This window comes from Microcoleus sp. Pol17C6, assembly GCF_036701145.1.
Taxonomy (GTDB): Bacteria; Cyanobacteriota; Cyanobacteriia; order Cyanobacteriales; family Microcoleaceae; genus Microcoleus.
Map to the genome: position 1 here is coordinate 1 of NZ_JAUBQH010000186.1, position 1,009 is coordinate 1,009.

At 40.6% G+C, this 1,009-nt stretch carries 2 protein-coding genes; both read left to right on the forward strand.

Going from position 1 to position 1,009, the window contains the following annotated elements; genetic code table 11:
- Positions 1-444 (forward strand): helix-turn-helix domain-containing protein (locus QUA25_RS29345; protein WP_333043226.1); only part of this gene is annotated, 444 nt, incomplete at its 5' end.
- Between the two features lie 14 nt (positions 445-458).
- Positions 459-1,001, forward strand: a complete 543-nt coding sequence (locus QUA25_RS29350) for an IS630 family transposase (protein ID WP_333043227.1) — start codon at positions 459-461, stop codon at positions 999-1,001.
- Positions 1,002-1,009: the final 8 nt, after the last annotated feature.

The window sequence follows — 1,009 nt, forward strand, 5'->3', positions numbered from 1 at the left end:
AAAAATACTCGTACAGCGAGTCAGAAAGAACGAATACAAGTATTATGGTGGTTAAAAACAGGGCAAGTACAGCAGCACCAAGAATTAGCGAATCGTTTGGGTAGAGACAAATCTACGATAACTCGCTGGTTACAAAAGTATCGACGGGGTGGATTGTCGGAATTATTGTTGGTGAAAAAAGCCCCTGGACAAGTACCACACTTGACTATGGAGGCATTAGCAGGACTAAAAGAACGTTTAGCAACAGGAGTCCCTTTCAAAAGCTACGGGGAAATTGTGGAATGGCTCAAAAGCGAGTATAATCTATTCCTTACTTATGCAACAGTCTATGCCTGGGTGCATTATCGCTTCCAAGCAAAACTCAAAGTCCCACGTCCGCAAAGTGCTTTACAGGACGTAAAAGCAGTGGAACTTTTTAAAAAAACATCATTCCAGCAGTATTGACGTTTCAAAATTATTTGGGCAAGGGTAAAAGGCTACGATATTTGTGCCTTGATGTTACCCGGTTGGGATTGAAAACATTGACAGGAAAAGTAATTACAGCCAGGGGGGTAAAACCAGTTGCTCCCATACTGTGGAAACGTGAAAATTTTTGGTTGTATGGGGTAGTCGAACCATTGAGTGGCTGGCATTTTTGCCAAGAATATGCTCATCTTAACGGAGAAGATTTTCAGCAATTTATTGACGCTCTTTCTCTACAATTGGGTGAAGATATTGCCCTCATTCAGATGGATCAAGCGGGTGCTCATATCACTAATGAGCTCTCATGGCCCGAAAATTTAATTCCTGTCTGTCAACCCTCACATAGTCCAGAACTTAATCCAATTGAAAGGGTCTGGGAATATATCAAACAGCAACTTGTTGGAGAGGTTTTTACAACACTCGATCAATTACGAGAGCGCTTGAAACAAGTTCTTGAAAAAATCACTTCTGAGCAAATTAGTTCGTTGTCATCTTACAAGTTTATTCTTGAAGCCCTATTCTATGCAGCTTCATATTAAATTGGTAT